Origin of the sequence: Streptomyces pseudovenezuelae (assembly GCF_001513955.1) — a bacterium.
Taxonomy (GTDB): domain Bacteria; phylum Actinomycetota; class Actinomycetes; order Streptomycetales; family Streptomycetaceae; genus Streptomyces; species Streptomyces pseudovenezuelae.
This window is the reverse complement of record NZ_KQ948150.1, coordinates 474,645-495,684: the sequence shown is the minus strand read 5'-3', so window position 1 is coordinate 495,684 and position 21,040 is coordinate 474,645. Positions and strand designations below refer to the sequence as shown.

The window sequence follows — 21,040 nt, the reverse complement described above, 5'->3', positions numbered from 1 at the left end:
CGGTGACCCGGTCCGGAATCTCCGATGTCCTGCCCCTGTCGCCGTTGCAGGAGGGGCTGCTCTTCCACGCCCAGTACGACGACGACCAGGCACCCGACGTCTACGCGGCCCAGCAGGTGCTGGAACTGACCGGCACGGTCGACCCCGCGGCCGTACGGGCGGCCGGACAGGCGCTGCTCGACCGGCATCCCAACCTGCGCGCCTGCTTCCGCCGCCGGGACACCGGAGCGCCGATCCAGATCGTGCCCACGGACGTCGAACTCCCCTGGGCCGAGGCGGACTTGTCCGCGTACGACGAGGACCGTCGGGAGGCCGCCTGGCAGCGGCTGCTCGACGAGGAGCGCATGCGCCGCTTCGACCTGGCCAGGCCGCCGCTTCTGCGCCACCTGCTCGTGCGGTGGGGCCCGGACCGCTACCGGCTGGTGATCACCAACCACCACATCCTGCTGGACGGCTGGTCCAAGCACCTGCTCTTCCGTGAGTTCGGCGCCCTCCACGCGGGCGAGCACCCGGCGGCGCTCCCGCCCCCGCCGTCGTACCGCGACTATCTGGCCTGGCTAGCCCGGCAGGACCGCACAGCCGCCGAAACGGCCTGGCGTGACGCCCTGGCCGAGGTGAGCGCACCCACCCTGCTGGCCCCCGGGGCTCCGGCCGCGCCCGTCCTTCCGCACGAACTGATCGTGGAACTGCCCGAGGAACTGACCGCCCGTGCCGAAGCGACCGCGCGGGCGGTCGGGGTCACCCTCAACACCCTTGTCCAGGGCGCCTGGGGCTTGCTGCTGGGTCGGCTGACCGGCCGCGGCGACGCGGTGTTCGGGCAGACCGTCACGGTCCGCCCGCCCGAGCTGCCGAACGTGACCTCGCTGGTCGGCTTCTGCATCAACACCGTTCCCCTGCACGTCCGTTGGGACGAGCACGACACCGTGGCCCGGTTCCTCACCGGCCTGCAGGAACGGCATGCGGTCCTGCTCCCGCACCAGTACCTCGGTCTCGCCGACATCCGCCGCGCCACCGGCTCGGACGACCTCTTCGACACCCTGCTGGCCTTCGAGAACCAGCCCAGCGCCACGCACACGGCACAGGTCACCCTGCTGGCCGGCCGCGACGCCACCCACTACCCGCTCACCCTCGCCGTGCTGCCCGGGCGTCGGCTGGCCCTGCGCTTGTCCTACCGCCCCGACCTGTACGACGAGAGCGGCGCCCGCACCCTGCTGGACCGATTCGCCACCGTCCTGGCGGCGCTGTCCGCCGACCCTGCACGGCGTGTCGGTGAGATCGAGGCACTGCTGCCGGGCGAGCGGGAGCAGCTGCTGGAGCAGACGGGCACCGCGGCCGCACCGCCGGAGAACACGCTCCCCGAGCTGTTCGCCCGGCAGGCGGCGCGTACGCCGGACGCCACCGCCGTGGTGCACGAAGGGACCCGCCTCACCTACGCGGAACTCGACGAACGGTCCAACCGTCTGGCCCACCTGCTCGCCGACCGCGGAGCCGGCCCCGAACGCCTGGTCGCGCTGACGCTGCCCCGCACACCGGACCTGGTGGTGGCCGTCCTCGCGGTGCTGAAGACCGGTGCCGCCTATGTGCCGATCGACCCCGAGTACCCGGCGGAGCGGCTGGCCTTCATGCTGGCCGACGCCGACCCTGTGCTCCTCGTCGCGGCGGACGCCACGGCGCCGACCGGGCACGCGCTCCCCGTGGTCACGCTCGACGAGTCGCGGCACCACCCGTCGACTCCGCTCCGGCTGCCGCTCCCGCACCCGGACAACACCGCGTACGTGATCTACACCTCCGGCTCCACCGGCCGTCCCAAGGGCGTCGCGGTACCGCACCGCAACGTCGTACGGCTCTTCACCTCCACCCGCCACTGGTTCGACTTCGGGCCCGACGACGTGTGGACCCTCTTCCACTCCTACGCCTTCGACTTCTCGGTCTGGGAGCTGTGGGGTGCCCTGCTGCACGGCGGCACGCTGGTGATCGTGCCGTTCGCGGTGAGCCGTGACGCGGAGGAGTTCCTGCGGCTGCTCGTGCGCGAACGGGTCACGGTGCTCAACCAGACGCCGTCGGCGTTCGGTGAACTCCTGCGCGCGGACGCCGCCCTGCCCGACACCGGGGACCGACTCGCCCTGCGGTACGTCGTCTTCGGCGGCGAGGCCCTCGACATGGCGCGCCTCGCCGAGTGGTACACGCGGCACCCGCAGGACGCGCCCGTCCTGGTCAACATGTACGGCATCACCGAGACGACCGTCCACGTCACCGGCCTGCCGCTGACCGAGGACGTGGCACGCGAAGGCAAGGGCCGGATCGGGCACGCCATCCCCGACCTGCGCGCGTACGTCCTGGACGACGGCCTGCGGCTCGTACCACCGGGCACGACCGGCGAGTTGTACATCGCCGGGGCGGGTCCGGCGCGCGGCTACCTGGGGCGGCCGGGGCTGACGGCCGGGCGGTTCGTGGCCGACCCGTTCGGCGCGCCCGGGGCCCGCATGTACCGCACGGGCGACCTGGCACGCCGGTCGCCGGACGGAGGGCTGGAGTACGCGGGCCGGGCCGACGACCAGATCAAGATCCGCGGCTTCCGCATCGAGCCCGGCGAGGTCGAGGCCGCGCTCACCGGCCACCCGGACGTGTCACGGGCGGTCGTCCTCGTGATGGACGGGCGGCTCGTCGCCTACGTCGTCGCCGCGGCCGTCGACGCCGACGAGCTGCGCCGCCACGCGGGGCGCGCGCTTCCCGAGCACATGGTCCCGACCGTGGTCGTACGGCTGGACCGCTTGCCGCTGACCGCCAACGGCAAGCTCGACCGCGACGCCCTGCCCGCCCCGGCGGCGCAGAGCGGGGGCCGGGCCCCGCGCACCCCGCAGGAGGAGATCCTGTGCGGCCTGTTCGCCGACGTGCTCGGTGTCCCGGACCACCGGGTGGGAGCCGACGACGCCTTCTTCGACCTCGGCGGCGACTCCCTGCTCGCCATGCGCCTGGCCGACCGGATCCGGGCCGCGCTCGGCACCGCGCTGCCCGTCCGGTCGGTCTTCGAGGCACCGACGCCCGCCGGGCTGGCCGAGCTGCTGCGCGCGACCGAGGGCGTACGACGGCCCGAACTCGCCCCGTACGAACGCGGACACGCGCCCATCCCGCTGTCGTACGCCCAGCAGCGCCTGTGGTTCATGAGCCGGCTCGACGGCGGCGCCACCACCTACACCGTCCCCTGGGCCCTGCGCCTGACCGGCCCCCTCGACCCGGAGGCACTGGAGGCGGCCCTCGCCGACCTCGTCGCACGCCACGAGCCGCTGCGCACCCTGCACCCCGACTTCCAGGGCGCCCCCTACCAGCGGATCCTCACCCCGGAGGCGGGCCGGCCGGACCTTGCCCTCGTGCAGACCACCGAGGCCGAGCTCCCCGCGCTGCTCACCGCCGCCGCCCGGTACCGCTTCGACCTGTCGACCGAAACCCCGCTCCGGGCAACCCTGTTCACGCTCGGCGCCGACACGCACGTCCTGCTGCTGCTCGCTCACCACATCGCCGTCGACGGCTGGTCCATGGCACCGCTGATGCGCGACCTGGCGGCCGCGTACGCGGCGCGGGCCGGGGACGGCATCCCGCAGTGGTCCCAACTGGCCGTGCAGTACGCCGACTTCGCTCAGTGGCAGCGCGAGCTGCTGGGTTCCGCCGGTGAGCCGGGCAGCCCGATGAGCCGGCACATCGCCTTCTGGCGGGACGCGCTGGCGGGCGCGCCGGACGAACTGCCCCTGCCGGCCGACCGATCCAGGCCGGCCGAGCCCAGCGGTGACGGCGACCGGACCGCCTTCACGATCGACGCCGACCTGCACGCGCGGCTCGCCGGCCTCGCCGCCGGCTCCAGGGTCACCCTCTTCATGGTTCTCCAGGCGGGATTCAGTGCGCTGCTGACCCGGTTCGGCTCGGGCACCGACATCGTCCTCGGCACGCCGGTCGCCGGACGCGCCGACAGCAGGCTGGACGACCTGGTCGGCTTCTTCGTCAACAGCCTCACCCTGCGCACGGACACCTCGGGCAACCCCACCTTCGGCGAACTGCTCGACCGTGTGCGGGAGTTCGACCTCGCCGCGTACGCCCACCAGGACGTGCCGTTCGACGTGCTGGTGGACGCCCTCACACCGAAGCGCAGCCTCGCCCGGCATCCGCTCTTCCAGGTGGTTCTCGCGTTCACCGGGCACAGCGCGCAGCCCGAACTGTCCCTGCCAGGGCTGGAGGTGAGCGTCGAGACCGTCGAGACCGGGGCCGCCCGCTTCGACCTGTCCCTCTACCTGAGGGAGAGCCGCGACGCGGACGGCGGCCCGGCGGGTATCGACGGCATCGCCGAGTACAGCACCGACCTCTTCGACGCGGCCACCGCTGAGCGGCTGGCGCGGGCGCTCGTGCGCTTCCTGAGCGCCGTCGCCGCCGATCCCGGGGTTCGGATCGAGGACGTGGATCTCGCGGGCGACGACGAACGCCGGCCCGTGCGGGAGCCGGAACGCGCGCAGCCGGAGGTACTGCCCGCACTCTCTTCGGAGGCCCCGGCGTCCCCGGCCGAGCGCGTCCTCGCCGCGCTCTTCGGTGAACTGCTCAGCCTGTCGCACGTCCCTCTCGACGAGGATTTCTTCGCTCTCGGCGGTGACAGCATCTCCTCGATCCGGCTGGTGAGCCGGGCGGTCGAGGCCGGGGTCGTGATCAGTGCCCGGGACGTGTTCAAGCACCAGACCGTGCGGAAGCTGGCGGCGGTGGCCCGGGGTCCCGTCACCTCCGTGAGCGTCGCGGACGACGCGGTGGGTCCGGTCCCGCTCACCCCCGTCATGCGATGGCTGCTCGAACGCGGCGGCCCCATCGGCCGGTTCACCCAGTCCGTGCTGCTGACCGTGCCCGCCGACTCCGGACCGGACCGACTGACCGACGCCCTGCAGTGCCTGCTCGACCACCACGACATGCTGCGCGCACGACTGGTCACCGGCCCGGAAGCGGAAAGCGTGCCGGTACTGCACGTCGGCTCGCCCGGCACTGTGCGCGCTTCCGACCTGCTCGACCGGCGCGATGTGTCCGGCGTGGCCGACCTTCACCCGGCCGTGTCCGAGGAGTTCGACCGGGTCCTCGGGCTGCTCGAACCTGCGGCGGGCGCGATGGTGCGGGCCGTGTGGTTCGACGCCGGCCCGGACCGGCCCGGACGGCTGCTGCTGGTCATCCACCACCTGGTCGTGGACGGGGTGTCCTGGCGCGTCCTCGTGCCCGACCTTCAGGCCGCCTGGGAGGCGCTCATGACCGGGCGACATCCCGAACTGCCCGCTGCCGGCACGTCGTTCCGCCACTGGGCCACGGCGCTCCAGGAGGAGGCGCGCGTGCCGTCGCGGGTCACCGAGGCCGAGCGGTGGCAGCGGATCGGCGCCGCCCCGCAGCTCCCGCTGGGCTCGCGTCCGCTGGACCCCGACCGGGACACCACCGCCACGACGCGCTCGCTGCGGCTGCCCCTCCCGGCCGACACCACGGGCCCCCTGCTGACCACCGTCCCCTCCGCCTTCGGTACCGGCGTCCAGGACATCCTGCTCACCGGACTCGCCCTGGCCGTCGCCGACCGGTACGGCTCCCCGCACGTCGTGCTCGACGTCGAGGGCCACGGCCGTGAGGAACTGACGCCCGGGCTGGCCCTGTCCCGGACCGTGGGCTGGTTCACCTCCCTGTACCCCGTCCACCTCGACCTGGCAGGCGTGGACGTCGCGGACGCGCTGGCCGCCGGGCCCGCCGCCGACCTCGCCGTCGGCAGGGTCACCGAGCACCTGCGTGAACTGCCCGACCACGGTGTGGGGTACGGCCTTCTGCGCCACCTCAACCCGGACACGGCACCCGAGCTCGCCAAGCTGCCCGCTCCGGCGATCGGCTTCAACTACCTCGGCCGGTTCACCGCATCCGACCCCACCGGCAGCGTGCCGTGGGCCTTCGCCCCCGAGGCGGCGGCGCTCGGCACCGGTGCCGATCCCGCTCTCGCCGCCGCGCACGTCCTCGAAGTAGGCGCGGTCGTCCGCGACACCGGCGCCGGACCCCAGCTGCTGGCCCACTGGTCCTGGCCCGACGGTGTCCTGGCCGAGCCGGAGGTGCGGGCGCTGGCCGGGTCCTGGTTCTCCGCGCTCACCGCGCTGGTGTCCCGCAGCGCCGACGCGACCGGTCGGGCGGTGGCGGGCATGTCGGTGGCCGGCATCTCCCGGGACGAACTGGACGAGCTCACCGCGGGCCTGGACGCGTGACCGAGGGCCGGGTTCGACGAGACAGCGAGACGAGATGACGACATGACACAGCCCGTGCCGGCCGACGTACTCCCCCTCACCCCGCTCCAGGAGGGCCTGCTCTTCCACGCCCTGTACGAGCACGAACGGGACGCTCCCGACGTGTACGTCGTGCAGCTGGTCTTCGAGCTCGAAGGCCCGGTGGACGCCGGCCGCCTCCGTGCCGCCGCCCAGTCCCTGCTGGAGCGCCACCCGAACCTGCGGGCGGCCTTCCGCCGGCGTCGTGGCGGCCAGCCCGTGCAGGTCGTCCCGCGCCGGGCGACACTGCCGTGGGCGGAGGCCGATCTGACCGAGCCGGGCATCGACACCGACAAGGCCTGGACGGAGCTGCTGGACCGGGACCGGGAGCGCGGCTTCGACCCGGCCACCCCGCCCCTGCTGCGCTGCACCCTGGTCCGCACCGCGGAGCGGCAGCACCGGCTGCTCGTGACCCACCACCACATCCTGCTGGACGGCTGGTCGGTCTCGGTGCTCCTGCGGGAACTCCTCGCGCTGTACGCCGCCGGGGACGCCCCGGCCGCCCTCGCGCCCGTGCCGCCGTACCGCACCTTCCTCCACTGGCTGGACCGCCGGGACCGCGGCGCCGCCGAGGCCGCCTGGCGGGACGCGCTGGCCGGGGTGACGGAGGCGACCCGGCTGGCGCCGGGGGCCGACCTGGGCGGGGGCGAGCCGGCACAGGCCCGGACCGAGCTGTCGGCGGAGACCGGAGCCGCGCTCACCGCGCGCGCCAGGAGCCTCGGCGTCACGCTGAACACCTTCGTCCAGTCCGCCTGGGCGGTCCTCCTGGGCCGGCTGACCGGACGCGACGACGTTGTCTTCGGGACCACCGTCTCCGGCCGCCCGGCCGAACTACCCGGCGTCGAGTCCATGGTCGGCCTGTTCATCAACACCGTCCCGACCCGGATCCGCCTGCGCCCCGCCGACACGGTCGGCCGTCTGCTCCACGAGGTCCAGGACGGCTACGCGCACCTCCTGGACCACCATCACCTCGGGCTGGCCGACATCCAACGGGCCGTCGGGGTCCCGGAACTCTTCGACACCCTCCTGGTCTTCGAGAACTACCCGGTGGATCCGGCGGCCGCAGGCGACGGAGGCGCGCGCACCGGCGGTGACGGCGGGATCCGGCTCGTCGGTTCGAGCGGCCGCGATGCCACCCACTATCCCGTGACCCTGGTGGCCCTCCCCGGCCCCCGGCCCCGCTTCCGACTCGCCTGTCGCACGGGGCTGTTCACCGCCGACTGGGCCGACGCCACGCTCGCCCGCCTGGTGCGGATCCTGGAGGCCATGGCCGGCGACCCGGAACTCCCGCAGGGGCGGCTGGAGCTGCTGGCTCCCGGGGAAGTGCCTCACCACAGCCCGTTGCCGCCTCCCGCGACGCGCACGCTCGCCGAGCTCTGGGCCGCGCAGGTCGCCGCCACCCCGCAAGCCGAAGCCGTGGTCGACCGGGGCGTGTGTCTCACGTACGGCGAACTGGACGCCCGGGCAACGCGGTTGGCCCATCGACTCACCGCTCGCGGGGCGGGCCCGGAGTACGTCGTGGGCATCGCGCTGCCGCGTACGGCGGAGCTGGTCGTCGCCGTCCTGGCCGTCCTCAAGTCCGGCGCCGCGTATCTGCCGCTCGACCCCGCGTACCCGGCCGACCGGCTGGCGTACATCGTCGACGACGCCCGCCCGGTCCTCGTGCTCGCCGACGCCGAGACGACCGGGACACTCCCCGAGGGCACACCGATCCTCATCGTCGGTGAGGAGATGACAGATCATCAAACTCTCGACGCGGCTGCCGTGTTGCCCCTCGCTCAAGGCGCGACCCCGCCGGCACCCGACAACCTCGCCTACATCACCTACACCTCCGGCTCCACCGGCCGGCCCAAGGGTGTCCTGGCCACGCACCGCAACGCCGTCGAGTTCATCGAGTGGACGCATGCCGCGTTCGGTGCCGAGCGCCTGGCCAAGGTGCTGTTCTCGACGTCCCTCAACTTCGACGTCTCGGTGTTCGAGATCTTCTCGCCGCTGCTGTGCGGGGGCCGCGTCGAGATCGTCGAGAACCTCCTCGCCCTCACCGACGGCGTCCCCCGGGATGCCGGACTGATCAGTGGCGTTCCGACGGTCATGGCCGCCGTACTGGCCGAACGGCCCCCCGTCGCACCGCACACCATCGCGCTGGGCGGCGAGCCGATCCCGGTACGGCTGCGTGCCGACATCGAGGCCGCGTTCCCCGGCGCACGGCTCGTCAACTTCTACGGGCCCACCGAGGCGACCGTCTACGCCACCGCCTGGCAGTCCGACGTCGACCCCTCTGGCGGCGGTCCCCGTGACCACGCCGGACCACCCATCGGCCGGCCGCTCGCCCGCAACCACGTCCACCTCCTCGACCACGGCCTGCGGCAGGTGCCCGACGGGGCCGTCGGCGAGGTGTACGTGGCGGGCGGCGGGCCCGCCCGCGGCTATCTGGGCCGGCCGGGCCTCACGGCCGAGCGCTTTGTCGCCGACCCTTTCGGCGCTCCCGGGGAACGCCTGTACCGCACAGGCGACCTGGCGGTGCGCGGGCCCGACGGGACCCTGCGTTTCCTCGGCCGGGCCGACCAGCAGGTCAAGCTCCGCGGCTTCCGTGTCGAACTGGGTGAGATCGAGGCCGTACTGGCCACGCATCCGGCCGTCGCCAAGGCCGCGGCGACAGTGCGGCGGGACGACCACGGGGAGAAACAGCTGGTCGCCTATGTCGTACCGGCCGAAACGGCAGGGCGGGCCGCCCAGCCGGCGGCGGCGACGCTCGCTGAGCCCGCCGTCTCCCGGACCGCTACGACCATCGAGCCTGCCGTGGCCGCCGGGAGCGCCGCCCTGCCCGCAGACGACCTCCACGAGCACCTCGCGCGCGCCCTGCCCGCCCACATGATCCCGTCGGCGTTCGTCACGCTCGACGCGCTCCCCCACACCGCCAGCGGCAAGCTGGACCGAAAGGCGCTGCCCGCCCCCGAGAGGTCGCGGACCGCCCGTTGCGCCCCGCGCACCCCTCGCGAGGAGACGCTGCGCGGCGTCTTCGCCGAGGTCCTGGGCCTCGACCCGGCCCGGGTCGGCGTCCACGACGGGTTCTTCGACCTCGGCGGCCACTCCCTGCTGGCGCCCCGTCTGACCACCCGCATCCGTGCCGTCCTCGGCGTGGACGTGCCGTTGCGCGCCCTCTTCGACACACCGACGGTGGCGGCGCTGGCCCGCCGACCGGACGGGAGCACCGAAGGCTCGGCTCCGCTCGGCCCGCTGCTCCCGCTCCGGCCCCGGGGACACCGCGGGCCGCTGTTCTGTCTCCCGCCGGCCTCCGGACTGTCCTGGGGTTTCGCCGGGCTCGCCCGCCACCTCGCCCCCGGCCGCCCGCTGTACGGTCTTCAGTCCCGGGGCCTGGTCCCGGGACGGGAGCCGGTCGCCACGCTGGCCGATGCGGTCGCCGAGCACACCGCGCTCATCCGCGCGACCCAGCCGCACGGCCCGTACCACCTGCTCGGCTACTCGATGGGCGGACTCGTCGCGTACGAGGTGGCCGTCGGCCTCCAGGCGGCCGGTGAGGAAGTCGCCCTTCTCGCCCTGCTCGACGCCTTTCCCGGCAGCTGGCTGCGGCAGGGCCCCGCCCCGTCCGACCGCCCCGCGCTGCTGCGCGGTCTCCTCGCGATCCTCGGCCGCCCGGTCCCCGGACCCGAGGCCGAGCCGCTGACGGACGTCCGGTTCGCGGAGCTGGTCCGTGGCGTGCCCGACATGCCAGGCAGCCTGAGCGACCCCGAACTGGCGGCGCTGGTCGGCGTGACGGCGAACAACCGGCGTCTGCTGGGCGAGTTCACCCCCACGTCCTACCGCGGCGACCTGCTGTTCTTCACCGCCGCCCAGGATCCGGACGCGGTACCCGGCCGGTACCGCGCCTGGCAGCCGTACGTCCGAGGCCGCATCGCCAACCACGACGTCCCGTGCGCGCACGGGGAGATGACCAGGCCGGCGTCACTGGACCGAATGGGCCCGGTGCTGGACGGCCACCTCGCGAAGTGATCCGGCACCCGGTCGCCGATCGCTCGACCCATGGAGGAAGTTCTCATGACCACCAACCCCTTCGACGACGACACCATCGAGCACCTGGTGCTCGTGAACGACGAGGGCCAGCACTCCCTGTGGCCGGCCTTCGCCGAGGTCCCGGCCGGCTGGACCATCGTCCACGGTCCCGCGAGCCGCCCGTCCTGCCTGGACCACGTCAACGAGCACTGGACCGACATGCGCCCCAAGAGCCTGATCGAGGCCATGGGCGAGTGACCGCCCGCATCCCTCACGCACAAGGAGACCCCCGCACCATGAGCACGCGCGACACGACCAAGCTGGTGTGCCTTCCGTACGCCGGAGCGGGCGCCTCGTTCTATCGCCCCTGGGCCTCCCTGGCCGGCGATGCCCTGGAGATCGTGGCGCTGCAACTGCCGGGCCGGGAACGGCTGATCGACGAGGAGCCGTACCGGGACGCGCACCAGGCCGTCGACGGGCTGCTGGCCCAGCTGCGGGACAGGCTCGGGGCCGAGGGCGGCAGAGTGGCCCTTTTCGGGCACAGCCTCGGCGCGGTGCTCGCCTACGAACTCGCGCACCGCCTCCTCGCCGAGCCCGGCGTGTCCGGTGCATCCGGTGTGTCCGGCGTGTCTGGTGTGTCTGGTGTGTCCGGTGTGGAGGTCGCCCACCTGTTCGTCAGCGGGGCACCGGAACCCGACCACAGCCGTGCCCGGCGGGCCACCGGACTGTCCGACGAGGACTTCCTCGCCCAGGTAGCCGAGTTGGCGGGTTACAGCCATCCCGCCCTCGACGACCCGGAAATGCGCGAGCTGCTCCTGCCCACCCTGCGCGCGGACGTCGAGATGCACGAGTCCTACGTACGCAGCACCAGGCTCACCCTGGACGTGCCGGTCACGGTCGTCCGCGGGCAGGAGGACGACCTGGTCGGCTTCGAGGCGGCCACGTCCTGGAGCAAGGTCTCCGGCCGCGACTTCGACCACGTCGAGGTCCCCGGCGGTCACATGTATCTCACCGAGGCCGCACCCGAGTTGGTCCGCCTGATCGTCTCGAAGCTGATCTGATCCTCGAAGGAGTTCCCGATGCGTCTGCACGGCAAGTCGGTCCTGGTCACCGGCGCCGCCCGTGGACTCGGCCGGGCGATCGCCCTCGCCTGTGCCGCCGAGGGCGCCGACCTCACCCTGCTCGACATCTGCGCCGACCTGCCCGGAGTCCCGTATCCCCTGGGCAGGCCCGGCCAGTTGGAGCACACGGCCGCCCTGTGCCGGGAAGCCGGCGCCGCCGTGCTCGCAGCCCCGGCCGACATCCGCGACCTACGGGCCGTACGCGAGGCCGTGACAAGGGCGCGGGACCGGTTCGGGCGCATCGACGTGGCCGTGAACAACGCCGGCATCGCCGCGCCCTCCGGCAAGCCGGTCCACGAGATCGACGAGGACGAGTGGTCCCTGATGATCGACGTCGACCTCTCGGGTGCCTGGCGGGTCATCCGCGAGGTCGGCAAGGACATGAGCACCCGGCGTGCCGGAAGCATCATCAACGTCGCCTCCACCGCCGGACTCGTGGGCTACCGGCACTTCGCCGGATACGTCGCCGCCAAACACGCCGTGATCGGTCTGACCAAGGCCGCCGCACTCGACTACGCCCCCACGAAGGTGCGGGTGAACGCGGTCTGCCCCGGCTCGGTGCGCGACGACCCCGAGGCCGAGGGACGCATGCTCGCCGAGATCGCACGGGCGCTGGAGGTGCCGGTGGACGAACACGAGAAGACCTTCGTCGAGGCGCAGCCCATGAACACCCTGATCGAGCCCGACGACGTCGCCGCCGCTGTCGTCTTCCTCGCCTCCGACGCGTCCCGGCAGATCACCGGATCGGTCCTGACCGTGGACGGCGGATTCAGCGCCCGCTGAAGGCCCCGCCCCGTCCCCCGAACGACAAGGAACCCCCCGATGTCAGGACCGCTCCTGCCCGCGGCCCACTGCCACGCCCTGCGCCTCCGGTTCCGGGGCCTCACCGCCCGGCCGGGACAGTGGGTCGAGGACGTGCCGGTACCGGCGGCGGACCCGCTCGCGGAACGCCGGCGCGCCGTCGAACTCGCCCGCCCCGCCGACAGACCGCGCGAGGTCCTTCTGCGCTATGCCGACGGCCTGTGCGACCTGATCGTCGTCGCCCCTCGCGGACACCTCGGCCGAACCGCCCTCCACCGGCAGGCGGTCGGGGTGTCCGCTCGATCACGGGAGACGGCCCCGCCCACCGAACCGTTCCCCCTGGCGCCGCCTCCCGCCTGGGGACTGGGCGATGACGGCCCCGGTACGGCCCACACCGTCCCGCTGGAGCACGCCGGCGACGAGGCGAGCTGGATCGTCGCCCTCGCCGTCACGCTGCGCCGCTACGACCCGGACACCACGCCGGTCATCGGCACCGACCGGGGCAGCCTCACCGTCGAACTCGCCGCCTCACTCGGCGAGTCCAAGCCCGTCACGGCCTCGGGCGCCGTCCTCGCGGGTCTCCTGTTCGACGACTCGGCCCCCTCCGCCGGGGGCGAGACGGAGACCGAGTACGTGCCCTGTCTGGAGCCGGTGTTCCCGCTCACCGTCTCGGTCCACCGGGACTCCGGCGGCCTGCGGTTGCGCTGCGTCCACCTGGGCGGTCACGTCTCCACGGAGATCGCCGCACAGTTCGTACGCCACCTCGTGCACGTACACCGGCAGGTGCTGCACCGCCCGGAGACTCCCCTCGGGGACGTCGAACTGCTCGACGCACTGGAGACCGCCCGCGTGGTGGCGCTCGGCCACTCCCCCAGCCCTCTTGCCGGCGGACCTGTGAGCGTGCCCGAGGCGTTCGCGCGGATCGCGTCGGCGACACCCGACCGCGTCGCCGTGACCGACTCCGGCGTCGGCTTGACGTACCGCGAACTCGACGAGCGGTCCGACCGGTTGGCGCACGGTCTGCGGGCACGTGGGGTGGCCGCAGGCGACCGGGTGGGCGTATGCCTGGAACGCTCCGCCGAACTCGTCCTCACCCTGCTCGCCGTGCTGAAGGCGGGGGCGACCTATGTGCCGGTCGATCCCGCCTACCCGGCGGACCGGATCGCCCACACGGCCCAGGACGCGGGGCTGGGCCTGATGGTCACCCGGCTGCCCGGGGTAGCCGGCTGCACGCCCGTCACACCGGACGAACTCCCCTACGCACCCGCCGAGTCGACGCTGCCGCCCACCGACCCCGACGCGCTGGCCTACGTCATCTACACGTCCGGTTCCACCGGCCGCCCCAAGGGCGTCGAGGTACCGCACCGCAACGTGATCGCCCTGATCGACGCGACCCGCGACGAGTACGGCTTCGGTGCGGCGGACGTGTGGACCTGGTTCCACTCCAGCGCCTTCGACTTCTCGGTCTGGGAGATCTGGGGCTGTCTGCTCACCGGCGGCCGACTCGTCGTGGTGCCGTACTGCGTCTCCCGGGAACCCGACCGCTTCCGCGACCTGCTCGTCGCGGAACGCGTCACCGTCCTCAGCCAAACCCCCTCCGCCTTCGCCCAGTTGCTGGACGTCGACCACGCACGGATCGGGGTCCGTCTCGTCGTCTTCGGCGGTGAACCCCTCGACGCACGCATGCTGCTCCCCTGGCTCGACCAGCACCCCGAGTCGGTCTGCCGACCGGTCAACATGTTCGGCATCACCGAAACCACCGTCCACGTGACCCAGCAGACCCTCACCCGGAAACTGGCCCTCGCCGCCACCCGCTCCGTCGGCCGTCCCCTCCCCGGCTGGCACCTGTACGTCACCGACCCGGCCGGACGACTCCTGCCACCCGGCATCGCGGGCGAGATCTGCGTCGGCGGCGCCGGAGTGGCACGGGGCTACCTCGGCCGACGGGACCTGACCGCGCAACGGTTCACGGCGGACCCGGTCACCGGCGCCACCATGTACCGCAGCGGCGACCTCGGCCGCCTGCGACCCGACGGCCACCTCGAACACCTCGGCCGGATCGACAACCAGGTCAAGGTCCGCGGCTTCCGGATCGAACTCGACGAGATCCGCTCCGTCCTGCTGGAGGACCCGGACGTCCGGGCGGCGGCCGTCGTGGTGCGCCAGGACGATCCGACCGACACCGCCACCACTCGGATCGACGCCTACGTGGTCCTGGCCGACGGCCATGGCGACCCCGGCACGGTCCGGCGACGGGCCGCCGACATCCTGCCCGAGCACATGCTCCCGGCGACCGTGACCCCCCTGGATTCCCTCCCCCTGACGGCCAACGGCAAGCTCGACCGGACGAAGCTCCCCGCACCCACCGCTCGTCACCAGCCGACCCGGGGCATCGCGCCGGCGGACCCCGTCGACGACGACCTCACCGACACCCTCACACGGATCTGGACCGAGGTACTGGGAGTGCCCGTCGGCCCCGACGACGACTTCTTCGAGCTCGGCGGCAACTCCCTGTACGCCGTCCGCATCGCCGCCGCGCTGCGCGCCCGTGGCCTTCCGTCCGTCCGGCTCCGTGAGCTCTACCGCAACCCGACCGTGCGAGGAACCGTCGCGAGTCTCGGCACGGCCTCACCTTCACCCTGAACCCTGGATGCGCGTGCGCGGCTCATCTGGTGACGCAGGATCAGAATCCGCGCGATTGCCCTGGACGTTGCCGTCATGCGCCCGGCCATCCCGAGTGACTGGATCAAAAGGTCGCTGACGACCAACCCCGGACATCCCAGATGTGGTTACTGGCGAGTCACAAAGGCCTGTAAGATCCACTTCGACCCATGCAAGCCCAATCTGGGGGAACAACTCATGACCAAGCGCATGTCCGCTCTGGCCGTCTCCGCGGCTATCGTCGGCGGCTTCTTCATCACGTCCGTGCCCGCTCACGCCGGCACGTCGGCCGAACGGGGCCAGGTGTCGGTCAAGGCCTCCGTCACCTGCAACACCAGCCAGCTGCGCCAGCAGATCGCCAACCTCAAGGCCAAGGCCGCGAAGCTGAAGCAGCTGGGGGAGACCGCGGCGGCCAGGAAGGCGCTCAGCGACGCGGCCGCACTCCAGAAGAAGCTCGACGCGTGCATCAAGGCTGACGACGACGCGAGCAAGCCCTTCCCCGGCTAGGTTTTCCGGTTTCCGCCTGTGGCGCTGCCCTTCCTTTCACGGACGGGCAGCGCCATTTGCTCGCCCGGCCCGCCAAGGCTCACCTGTCCTCGCCCGCCCGAACGGCCAGTTGCAGGATCCAGCCGCACCAGGCCGTTTCGGCTCGCCGGCCGGGCAGGTCCAGCAGGCGTCATCGAGCCCGGACAGGGTGGGCTCCGCCTCCGCGAACGTGGCCTCGATCCGCTCATGCCGCGACGGACGCGGCTTCGATCCGGGTCAGCACGGACTTGTAGTCGTAAAGGCACCGGTAGGCGTGGATGAGTCTGTCCTCACCCAGTTCGACGCGGTCGTCACCGTGGAACTCGACGCGCCGCTCGGTGCCGGCGAGGGTGCCGCTGAAGCGCCAGGCGACCAGCACGGCGCGGCGGGCCACTTCCCCGTACAAGCCCATCCGGGTGAAGGAGCAGTCCGGGAAGGAAAGGAATGCTGACCGCTTCGCATCCATCCGCAGGCTATCTCTTCAAGCCCGGCTACGGCGCCAACCTGCAGATCCTGAAGGCGGAGATCGGCGGGGACACCAACTCGACCAGCGGCGCCGAGAAGAGCGTCGAGCACGATCTGTCCGTACTCGTACTGCGCAGACGCGAGCGAGCCCCGGCCGGCGGACGCGGTCGGGTGGCCGGACCGGGGCCGCGGCGTCAGTCGTCGATGGTCTGCGTCGGCTCCTCGGTCAGGCTGGCGGCCAGCCAACGCTCCACGGCCGTGATGTGGACGGTCGCCGCGGCGGCGGCGAGCAGGCCGTCGCGTGACTGCAGCGCGCCGAGGATCTGCTCGTGGTCGGCGTGGGCGTTGTTCAGGGCATCACTGGCCTGGCTGCCACGGACGATGCGGACCCGCTGGGTGCGGGTCGAGACCACCTGCAGCAGCATCGACAGCACGGGGTTGCCCACCGCTTCGACGATCTTGAGATGGAAGGCGGTGTCGTGCGCGACGAACTCCTCCACGGTGGCGACGGTCCGGGACCGTTCGAGGATGGTGCGCAGTTCGTCGAGGTCCTCCGGCCGCAGCAGCGAGGCGGCCAGCCCGGTCGCCTGCGGTTCGAGCAGGCGACGTACCTGGAGCAGCTGCAGAGCCGCACGGCCCTGGGAGACGTCGGCGGCGAAGGAGAGGCTCTCCAGCAGCAGGTGGGGCTCCAGGCTGGAGACGTAGGTGCCGTCGCCCTGACGGGTTATCAGGATGCGCATGGCGGTGAGCGCGCGGACCGCCTCGCGCAACGAGTTGCGGGACAGACCCAGTTGTGCGGCGAGCAGCTCCTCCTTGGGCAGTCGCGAACCGGGGGCGAGCTCGCCGTCGACGATCATCGCCTTGATCTTGTCGATCGCCTCGTCCGTCAATGCCACGAGCGGGCCTCTCTGCGTGGGGGGGTGTGTGCCGTTCGGCGGCTCTGCCCGAACTTGCTGAGGGAACAGGCCGCCGACGGCCCGTGGTCATTCCTGCTTCTCGCCGGAGGCGAAGCGGGAGATGATCAGAGCGACGATGATGATGGCGCCGTTGAGGAACTGGTTCCACAGCGGCGGTACGCCGGCCAGGGTCATGACGTTCACGACCAGCTGGAGGGTCAGCACACCGGTGAGCGCGCCGAACACGGATCCCTTGCCGCCGTTGAGGCTGACGCCTCCGATGACGGTCGCGGCGAACACCTGGAAGATCCAGCCGCTGCCCTGAGTGGCGGAGATGGAGCCGTAGTGGCCGCTGTAGAGGATGCCGGCGAACGCGGCGAGGACACTGCCGAGGATGAGGACGATCCACACGATGCGGTCGACCCGGATACCCGCGGTGCGGGCCGCCTCCGCGTTGCCGCCGATCGCGTACAGCGCCCGGCCGTGCCGGAGCCAGGCCAGCGCACCGCCGCCGACGGCGAAGAGCAGCGCGCACACCCAGATGGCGGCGGGCACGCCCAGCCAGGACGTCTTGCCCAGGTAGGTGAAGGAGGAGGGCAGTTCGACGATGGACTGGCCCTGGGAGAGGGCGACCTGCAGACCGCGGAGCATGGTCAGAGCGCCGAGGGTGACGATGAAGCCGTTGAGCCGCAGCTTGAGGATGAGGAAGCCGTTGACGGCGCCGATCAGCGCGCCGACCAGCAGACAGAGCGGGACCGCGGTCCACTCGGGGAACAGGCCGAGCCCGTTGAACCGGCCGCCGCTGGTCGGCAGGACGAGCCATACGGCGATGACCGGGGCCACGCCGATGGTGGATTCGAGGGAGAGGTCCATCCGCCCCGAGATCAGGATGAAGGTCGTGGCGAGCACCAGCAGGCTCAGCTCTGTGGACTGCTGAGCCACACCGATCAGGTTGTCGGCGGTGAGGAAGGCCGGCGAGACGATGAACCCGATCAGGCCCAGGACGAGGATCGCCGGGACCAGGGACAGTTCACGGAACCGCCCGAGGTCGACCCGGCGGCGGGTGGCGTCCGCGGCGGCCGGTTCGGCCGTGCTCACTGCGGGCTCGGTGAGATCTGTGGTGGCGGACATGACTACCTTCCGTGCTCGTCTGCGCCGGATGAGGCGGATACGGCGGTTACGGGGAACGCGGGGGCGAGGGGCGTGTCGTCGGCGATTCCCTCGATGGCGGCGACGAGGTCCTCGTCCTTCCAGCCGCGGTCGAACTCGGCGACCACGCGCCCGTGGAACATGACGACGACCCGGTCGCAGACCTTGAGGTCGTCCAGTTCGTCGGAGACGATCAGCGCGGCCCTGCCGCCGTCCGCGACCTCCCGGATGCGGCCCAGGAGGAACTCCTTGGATTTGACGTCCACGCCGTTGGTGGGGCGGATGGCCACCAGTACGTGGGGGTCGGTGGCCAGGGCCCGGGCGACGACGACCTTCTGCTGGTTGCCGCCGGAGAGCGCGGAGACCGGGGTGGCGGCTCCGGGTGTCTTGATGTCGAGGTCCCGGATCATGCGCCCGGCGAACGCCCTGGTGCGGGCGGGCAGCACGGTGCCGAACGGGCCGAGCTGGTCGGTGACGGTCAGCGTCGCGTTCTCCGCCACGCTGCGGTTGTTGACCAGTCCCTGGAGGTGACGGTCCTCGGGGACCAGCCCGACTCCGGCGGTGAGCGCGGACGGCACGCTGCCGGTGCGCACGGTCCTGCCGCCGACCGAGATGCGCCCCGACCTGGCGCGGTGCAGACCGGCGATGGCCTCACCCACCTGCACATTGCCGCTGGCGGTGGCCCCGGCGAGCCCCACGACCTCGCCGGCGTGGACCGAGAGGGACATGTCCTCGCAGACGTCGGGCAGTGTCAGGTCGTCGATCGTCAGCAGTTCCGCGGCGTCGGAGCGCGTGGCCCTGGTGCTGCCCGCGGTGGCGGCGACCGTGGAGGCGGACTCACCGGTCATGGCCTCCACCAGGGCCTGGTGGCCGAGTTCGGCGACGGGTGCGGTGAGGATGTGGCTCGCGTCGCGGTAGACCGTGACGGTGGTGCAGAGGTCGTAGACCTCTTGCAGGTGGTGGGAGATGAAGAGGAACGCGACCCCTTGGCGCTGGAGGTCGCGGAGCTTCTCGAAGAGCCGGTCGATGCCGCGGGCGTCGAGTTTGGCGGTCGGCTCGTCGAGGATGATGAAGCGCGCGCCGAACGACAGGGCCCGTGCGATCTCCACGAACTGCCGCTGCTCGACGGTGAGTTCCTTGGCCCGGACGGCGGGGTCGACGGCGACGCCGTACTCGCCGAGCAGTTCCTCGGCACGTCGGCGCAGCTGCTTCCAGCGGATGGGCTGCACCGCTCTGCCGCTCTGCCGGTTCAGGAAGAGGTTCTCGGCGACGGTCAGGTCGCCGATGATGGTGGAGCGCTGGTAGACACAGGCGACGCGGGAGCGCCAGGCGTCGATGTCGCCGACGGCGGGCGCGGCCTCACCGGAGAAGCGCAGGGTTCCGGTGTCGGGCTGCTGGAGACCGGTGAGTACGGACACCAGCGTCGACTTGCCTGCGCCGTTGCGCCCGACCAGGGCGTGCGACTCGCCATGGGCGACGGTGATACGGGCGTCGCGCAGTGCGACGGTCGCGCCGAATCTCTTGCTGATGCCGGTCGCCTCGGCCACCGGGGCCGGGGTGCCGGGGCCGGTCGCCGGGGCGGTCGCGGTGTCCGCCATGGTGGATTTCCTTTGGGTCGGAGGCAGGGGCTTCGCAAGGCCCGGGTGGACGCCCGGGCCTGCGGGGTGGGGCGGGGTGGCCGTCTGGGGGGGGGGGCGGGGTGGCCGTCTGGGGGGCTGGGTCGCGCTCCCCCGACGCGGCGGCCGAAACGGGCGGTCGTCAGCCGACGTTGTTGCCCCACAGGGTCTTGTCGTCGACGTTGTCCTTGGTGACCAGAGGCGCGGGCAGCTGGTCCTCCAGGCCGTTGGGCAGCTTGATGATGGTGGAGTCGTGGTCGGTGGTACCCGGCTTGAAGGTCTTGCCCTCGGCCGCGGCCTTGGCGTAGTACAGCGCGTACTTGGCGTAGAGGTCGGCGGGCTGGGAGATCGTGGCGTCGATCTGGCCCTTGCGGATGGCGTCGAACTCCTGCGGGATTCCGTCGTTGGAGACGATGCTGATGTGGCCCTTCTGCCCGGCCGGCTTGAGCAGGTTCTTCTGCTCCAGCAGGGCGAGGGTCGGCTGCAGGAACACGCCGCCGGCTTGCATGTAGATGCCGTTCAGGTCCCCGTTCTGGGCGAGGAGCGACTGGAGCTTGGCGGAGGCCACGTCGCCCTTCCAGTCGGTGGGCAGCTCGAACACCTTGATCTTCGGGAACTTCGTCTTCATGCACTCGGCGAAGGCCTCGGAGCGGTCACGTCCGTTGATCGAGTCCAGCGCGCCCTGCAGCTCGGCGACCTTGCCCTTGCCGCCCAGCTGCTTGCCGAGGAACTCGCAGGCCTTGGTGCCGTAGGCCCGGTTGTCGGCGCGGACCACCATGTAGACCTCGCCCTTGTCGGGTCTGGTGTCGACGCTGACCACGGGGATCTTCTTCGACGCGAGGGTGTCGAGGGTGGAGGCGATCGCGCCGGTGTCCTGCGGGGCCATGACGACGGCCTTGGCGCCGGTGTTCTGGAACACCTGCACGTTGGCGACCAGCTTGGTGACGTCGTTCTGGGAGTTGCTCAGCGGCAGGGCGTTGATGCCGTCGGTCTTGACGTCCTTCTTCACGTACTCGGCGTAGGAGTTCCAGAAGTCGGAGTCGGAGCGTGGCAGGTCGATGCCGATGGCGGGCTTGTCGCCGCCCGCGGCGACCGAGCTGGTGCTCTCGCGGTTGCAGGCGGTGGCGAGGGTCAGCACCGCGAGGACGGTGGCTGCTGCGACGGTGGAGCGGGGGTGAGCGAGCTTCATGGCCGTGTTCTCTCCTTAGCCAGGGGCACGGGGCCGCAGGGCGACGGTGGGAGGGGCGTGTACCTGCCTGGGGAAGGGGCGAGGTCGCAGGACGGGCAGGTGCCGGTTCGGCGCGGAGGACGCGCGGACGGTCCCTGAGAGGGGCGGGTGTGAGGATCAGCCGGGGACCGAGGTGCGAAGGCGAAGCGACCGCCCGGGTGCGGGCCTGAACGGGCGCACCGGCTTGCAGCTATTCCTCCGATGTATCTCGGACGACGAGGACGTTACGACGACGTTGCCGCCGTTGACAAGAGTTCGCCGCCAG

The 21,040-nt window shown here is 72.1% G+C and carries 12 protein-coding genes and 1 pseudogene; 8 read left to right on the top strand and 5 right to left on the bottom strand.

The features are described 5' to 3' along the window. Positions 1-2 precede the first annotated feature (2 nt). The 7 genes from AQI94_RS30215 to AQI94_RS30185 all read left to right on the top strand — a co-directional run bounded on the left by AQI94_RS30215 (position 3) and on the right by AQI94_RS30185 (position 15,403). Positions 3-6,245, top strand: coding sequence for a non-ribosomal peptide synthetase (locus AQI94_RS30215; RefSeq protein ID WP_031049638.1), 6,243 nt, complete (start codon positions 3-5; stop codon positions 6,243-6,245). Between the two features lie 42 nt (positions 6,246-6,287). Then, positions 6,288-10,313, top strand: coding sequence for a non-ribosomal peptide synthetase (locus AQI94_RS30210; protein WP_062230032.1), 4,026 nt, complete (start codon positions 6,288-6,290; stop codon positions 10,311-10,313). Between the two features lie 45 nt (positions 10,314-10,358). Beyond that, positions 10,359-10,571: an MbtH family protein gene (locus AQI94_RS30205; protein WP_031048632.1), complete on the top strand. Its 213-nt coding sequence runs from the start codon at positions 10,359-10,361 to the stop codon at positions 10,569-10,571. A 38-nt stretch (positions 10,572-10,609) separates the two neighbouring features. After that, positions 10,610-11,374 carry a thioesterase II family protein gene (locus AQI94_RS30200; RefSeq protein WP_031048633.1) on the top strand — a complete coding sequence of 255 codons (765 nt, stop codon included), beginning with the start codon at positions 10,610-10,612 and terminating at the stop codon, positions 11,372-11,374. A gap of 18 nt (positions 11,375-11,392) precedes the next feature. Next, a complete protein-coding gene (locus AQI94_RS30195) occupies positions 11,393-12,217 on the top strand; it encodes an SDR family oxidoreductase (RefSeq protein WP_031048635.1) in 825 nt (274 codons plus the stop codon). A 39-nt stretch (positions 12,218-12,256) separates the two neighbouring features. After that, on the top strand, positions 12,257-14,878 hold the full coding sequence (locus tag AQI94_RS30190) for a non-ribosomal peptide synthetase (protein WP_031048636.1): 2,622 nt from the start codon (positions 12,257-12,259) through the stop codon (positions 14,876-14,878). A gap of 216 nt (positions 14,879-15,094) precedes the next feature. Further along, complete coding sequence (locus AQI94_RS30185) at positions 15,095-15,403, top strand: hypothetical protein (RefSeq protein WP_031048638.1); 309 nt, start codon at positions 15,095-15,097, stop codon at positions 15,401-15,403. A gap of 223 nt (positions 15,404-15,626) precedes the next feature. On the opposite strand, the gene AQI94_RS30180 is transcribed toward AQI94_RS30185, so the two are convergent. Next, positions 15,627-15,827, bottom strand: coding sequence for a hypothetical protein (locus tag AQI94_RS30180; RefSeq protein WP_225890292.1), 201 nt, complete (start codon positions 15,825-15,827; stop codon positions 15,627-15,629). Between the two features lie 68 nt (positions 15,828-15,895). On the opposite strand from AQI94_RS30180, the pseudogene AQI94_RS44725 reads away from it, so the two are divergent. After that, a pseudogene (locus AQI94_RS44725) lies at positions 15,896-16,012 on the top strand (hypothetical protein); the annotation flags it as partial. A gap of 68 nt (positions 16,013-16,080) precedes the next feature. Here the strand turns inward: AQI94_RS44725 and AQI94_RS30175 are convergent. The 4 genes from AQI94_RS30175 to AQI94_RS30160 form a co-directional block, all read right to left on the bottom strand. Further along, the gene (locus tag AQI94_RS30175) at positions 16,081-16,782 is read right to left on the bottom strand and encodes a FadR/GntR family transcriptional regulator (RefSeq protein ID WP_031048644.1); all 702 of its coding nucleotides are present in this window, start codon (positions 16,780-16,782) and stop codon (positions 16,081-16,083) included. An 87-nt stretch (positions 16,783-16,869) separates the two neighbouring features. Next, positions 16,870-17,913, bottom strand: a complete 1,044-nt coding sequence (locus AQI94_RS30170; RefSeq protein WP_031048646.1) for an ABC transporter permease — start codon at positions 17,911-17,913, stop codon at positions 16,870-16,872. A gap of 2 nt (positions 17,914-17,915) precedes the next feature. Then, entirely contained in the window at positions 17,916-19,529 is a 1,614-nt protein-coding gene (locus AQI94_RS30165) for a sugar ABC transporter ATP-binding protein (RefSeq protein WP_078902795.1), read from the bottom strand. Positions 19,530-19,689: 160 nt separating this feature from the next. Continuing rightward, the gene (locus AQI94_RS30160) at positions 19,690-20,736 is read right to left on the bottom strand and encodes a sugar ABC transporter substrate-binding protein (RefSeq protein ID WP_031036779.1); all 1,047 of its coding nucleotides are present in this window, start codon (positions 20,734-20,736) and stop codon (positions 19,690-19,692) included. Positions 20,737-21,040 lie beyond the last annotated feature (304 nt).